Annotated in this window: 2 protein-coding genes, 1 tRNA gene and 1 pseudogene; 3 read left to right on the forward strand and 1 reads right to left on the reverse strand. The window is 61.2% G+C overall.

Annotated elements, in window-relative coordinates; all coding sequences use genetic code 11:
* Positions 1 to 199: 199 nt before the first annotated feature.
* Positions 200 to 2419, reverse strand: a complete 2220-nt coding sequence (gene rnr, locus AC3WG5_RS19085; protein WP_492570302.1) for a ribonuclease R — start codon at positions 2417 to 2419, stop codon at positions 200 to 202.
* A gap of 77 nt (positions 2420 to 2496) precedes the next feature.
* Between rnr and AC3WG5_RS19090 the strand changes: the two genes are divergently transcribed.
* From AC3WG5_RS19090 to AC3WG5_RS19100, 3 genes and pseudogenes are all read left to right on the forward strand, one after another.
* Positions 2497 to 2583 (forward strand) — tRNA-Leu (locus AC3WG5_RS19090).
* Positions 2584 to 2792: 209 nt separating this feature from the next.
* Positions 2793 to 4439: an ExeA family protein gene (locus AC3WG5_RS19095; protein WP_492570304.1), complete on the forward strand. Its 1647-nt coding sequence runs from the start codon at positions 2793 to 2795 to the stop codon at positions 4437 to 4439.
* A gap of 5 nt (positions 4440 to 4444) precedes the next feature.
* Positions 4445 to 4850 (forward strand): annotated as a pseudogene (locus AC3WG5_RS19100) (general secretion pathway protein GspB); the annotation flags it as partial.

Below are 4850 nucleotides of genomic sequence, written 5' to 3' on the forward strand. Positions count from 1 at the left end.
TGCGTCGTTTCCGTCGCTGCGTCAGCTGAGGAGGCGAACTATACGCCCCGACCCCCACCCCGTCAACGCCTTTTTGCTGAAAAATAACAGGAAATCAGCGCAAATACTGCAAGCCATTGATGCACAAGCAAAATCCATACAAAAACAAAAAGGGTTGGCCGAAGCCAACCCTTTTATGGCCCCAGAAATCGGGCCGTATTTAGCTGACTTTGCGCTTTTTCTTTGCCGCCGGTTTGGCTTCGGCAGCCGCTTCGAACTCCGGCACCAGCACGAAATCGATGCGACTGCTTTCCAGGTCGGCGCGTACCACCTTGACGGTCAAGCGGCTGCCCAACTGGTAGCGAGCCCCGCTCTTCTCGCCAATGATGGCCTGGATGTCCTTGCGGTAGTGGAAATAGTCCTTGCCGAGTTCGGAGATGTGCAGCAGGCCCTCTACATAGATACCGTCGAGCAACACAAATACGCCAAAGCTGGTGACCGCACTGATTTCCCCGGTGAACACCTCACCGATCTTGTCGCGCATGTAGTAGGTCTTGAGCCAGGACTCCACGTCGCGACTGGCATCGTCGGCACGACGTTCGGTCATGGAACAGTGTTCTCCCAGTTGAGACCATTTACCCGCCTTGTAGTGACGTCCGGCCAGCACCGCCTTGATGGAGCGATGCACCAGCAGATCGGGGTAGCGGCGGATCGGCGAGGTGAAGTGAGTATAGGCGTCATAGGCCAGACCGAAGTGACCGATATTGTCCGGACTGTAGAGCGCCTGCTGCATGGAGCGCAGCAGCATGGTCTGCAATACCGGGGCATCCGGGCGGCCGTGGATCTGTTCGGCCAACTTGGCGTAATCCTTGGCGGTCGGGGTTTCGCCCCCGCCCAACGCCAGCCCCACCAGCTTGAGATAGGTGTTGAGGTTTTCCAGTTTTTCCGGCGTCGGCCCTTCGTGCACGCGGAACAGGCAGGGGTGCTCGTGCTTGAGCAGGAAATCGGCCGCGCAGACGTTGGCAGCGAGCATGCACTCTTCGATCAGGCGATGGGCGTCGTTGCGCACCACCGGGACGATCTTGTCGATCTTGCCGCTCTCATTGAACACCATCTGGGTTTCGGTGCTGTCGAACTCGATGGCGCCGCGCTCTTCCCTCGCTGCCAGCAGCACTTTGAAGAGGCTGTACAGGGTTTGCAGGCTGGGCAACATCGGGTGATCCGAGCCATGCTGCAACCAATCCCACACGGCGTTATAGGTGAGACGCGCCTTGGACTGCATCACCGCCGGGTAGAAACGATATTGTTTGACCTCGCCTTTGGTGCTGATCTGCATGTCGCAGACCATGCAAAGACGCTCGACGTCGGGGTTGAGCGAACAGATACCATTAGAGAGGGCTTCCGGCAGCATCGGAATGACGCGGCGCGGGAAATAGACCGAGGTCCCTCGCTCTACGGCATCTTGATCCAGCGCGTCCCCCGGCATGACGTAATGGCTGACGTCGGCGATCGCCACCACCAGACGGTAGCCGTTGTCGACCCGCTCGGCGAAGACGGCGTCGTCGAAGTCGCGCGCGGTTTCGCTGTCGATAGTGACCAGCGGCAGCTCGCGCAGGTCTTCCCGACCCTTGTGATCGCTCTTGCGAACCTTCTTCGGCGTTTCCTGGGCCTGCTCGACCGCCGCGTCCGAGAAGACGTGAGGCAGATCGTGCTGACGCAGCGCGATCTCGATTTCCATGCCGGGGTCGGCGTAGTTGCCGAGGATGTCCACCACCCGGCCGATGGGCTGACGGTAGCTGTCCGGTTGCGATGAAATTTCGACGATCACCACCTGGCCGTGCTGCGCGCCGCCTTCGCCACCTGGTTCGATGAGGATGTCCTGATTGATGCGCTTGTCTTCCGCCACCACCAGCCACACGCCGCGCGACAGGTAGATGCGCCCGACCAGCTTCTGGACCGCCCGCTCCAGCACTTCGACGATGCGGCCTTCGTTACGACCACGCTTGTCGGTACCGGTGATGCTGACCATGACCCGGTCGCCATGCAGCACCTTGTGCATTTCGCGCTCGGACAGAAAGACGTCTTCGACGCCGGCTTCTTCAGGAATGGCGAAGCCGTAACCGTCGCGATGGCCGGATACCTTGCACTTGATCAGTTCCAGTTTCTCGGCAACGCAGATGGCGCCCTTGCGATTGATGATGATCTCGCCGGAACGCTCCATGGCCTGCAGGCGACGTTCGAAGTAGCGAAACTCATCCTTTTTGATGTCGAGCATCTGGGCGAGCTCGTCCTGCCATAGAGGCACACCCTGTTCGGTGAGCAGCTGAATGACGAACTCCCGGCTCGGCAAGGGATTGTCATACTTGAGTTTTTCCCGCTCAAGATGGGGATCCTGCAAACGCAGGGAAGCATTTTTCTGTTTTTTTTGTTTCGAAGGCATTGACAATTTCTGGAGGCTCCTTATAATTCGCATCTCATCGCAGCACTGCTGTGGCGCAGATGATACAGCAAAGCGATGCCCAGGTGGCGGAATTGGTAGACGCACTAGGTTCAGGTCCTAGCGGTGGCAACACTGTGGAAGTTCGAGTCTTCTCCTGGGCACCAGACAAAAGCCGTTGAGTTCATCTCAACGGCTTTTTGTTTTTCCGCCCCTCTCCCTCTATCGGCTGGTCCAAGCTCCCCGCGCCGCGATCGCTGTTGCTCAGCGCCTATTCCAAACAAAAAAAACAGTCGTTCCGACTAGCACACTCTAAAGCGCTTACTATAATTTTTTCAAGCAAGTCGTTGAGTACAACGCCATTATAGGCAGCGCCATGTACACGAACCACTATGGCTTGGCCGATCCGCCGTTCTCGATCGCGCCGGATCCGCGCTTCCTCTTCATGAGCCAGCGGCATCGCGAAGCGCTCGCCCATCTGATGTACGGCATCGGAGGGGACGGCGGGTTTGTGCTGCTGACCGGCGAGATCGGGACCGGAAAGACCACCATCTGCCGCTGCTTCCTGCAGCAATTGCCCGACAACTGCGACGTCGCCTTCATCTTCAACCCGAAGCTGAACGTGCTCGAGTTGCTGTCGACGATCTGCGAAGAGCTGCACATTCCCGCCCCGCCCGACCACACCAGCAACAAGGCCTTTACCGACAGCATCAACGACCATCTGTTGGCGGCCCATGCCCAGGGGCGGACCACCCTCCTCATCATCGACGAGGCACAGAACCTGGACAGCGACGTGCTGGAGCAGATCAGGCTGCTGACCAATCTTGAAACCAACCAGCGCAAGCTGCTGCACATCATCCTGCTGGGCCAGCCCGAGTTGCGCGACAAACTGGCGCGGCCGGAATTGCAGCAGCTCTCGCAACGCATCGTCGCCCGCTACCACCTCGGACCACTGCAGTCCGAGGAAATCACCGCTTACGTCCACCATCGGCTGGATGTCGCGGGGAGCCGGCGCGCCTTGTTTTCCGCCTCACTCAGCCGCCTGCTGTTTCGCCTGAGCAGCGGGATACCGCGCAAGCTGAACATTCTGTGCGACCGCGCCCTGCTCGGTGCCTACGTGCAGGGCAAGGACGAAGTCGACCGCGAGATCCTGCGTCAAGCGGCCAAGGAGGTGTACGGCCAGAGCGCGCCCCGGTCGTGGCAGAAACTGGTGATTGGCCTGGGGGCCTTGCTCAGTGCCACGACCCTGGCGACGGCCTTGTTTTATTACGCAGAGCCCTTTGCCCCAAACCGCCCTGTTCCATCGCGTCCGGGCCTGAAACCGGCCCTCGCCAAACACGCCGCCCCGGCCACCTCGTCGGCCCGCGCCATGGGCACGGACACGTCGGCCGTTATCGCGCAGAGCGCAGGCCCGGACGGAGTGAGCCTGGCTTACCGGGCTCTGCTGGCACGCTGGGGCATCCGCTTGCCCGTCGACGACGAGGCCAGTACCTGCCTGCAGGCGGAGGCGTTCGGGTTGCACTGTCTGAGCGAGTCCGGCGACCTGGAGCAATTGCGCCGCCTCGACAGGCCGGCCGTGCTGCAGCTGCGCCTGCCGGATGGGCGCGCGGGGTACCTCTTGCTTTCCACCTTGCAGGACGACCACGCCGTCCTGATCACCGGCACGCAGACGTTCACGCTGCCGGTTTCTGCCCTGAGCCAACTCTGGAGTGGTCGCTACACGCTGTTATGGAAGGCGCCGCCCAACTACCGGGCACCACTGGCGCGCGGCAGCCGGGGATTGATGGTGTCCTGGTTGAACCATCAGTTCGGCCAACCTCTGGAACCTTTGGCGGCCACAGCCAAGAACCCCGTGTTCGATGCCCGACTGGAGGAACAGGTGATGCGTTTCCAGCGCGCGGATGGTTTGCCGAGCGACGGCATTGTCGGGCCGCACACGCTGATCCGCCTGACCCGCAACAGCGATACGACCTCTCCGCGCCTGCTTGGCATGACCACGAAAAATCCAGGGATGAAGGGGTAGCCACCATGTCATACATTCTCGACGCCTTGCTGAAGGCCGATCAGGAACGGCAGCGCTCCGCAGCGCCCACCCTCAATTCGGTCCACGTGACCGGGACCATTGCGACCACCGGCCCACACAGGCGCTGGCCCAATCTGGCGCTGCTGGCGCTGTTGGGCGGAGGCCTGCTGGCCGGTGGCGCCCTGCTCATGATGCGCCCACCAGCGGCAAATCAGTTGGCCCAGGCTTCACGCCCCCAGGCCGATGCGCCGGCCTTAGCGAAAAGCCAGGCCTGGCGGGGAAATCAGGACGGTCGCGCCGTTCCGCCACAGCAGGAATTGAACCGGGCGGCCCCGACCAACCAGGCGCCCCCTCTGCCCGCCACGACAGCGGAGGAAAAAATCGCCCTTCCGGCAGCCGTCCAGCCAAGCC

This window comes from Pseudogulbenkiania sp. FW507-F1 (assembly GCF_058781125.1).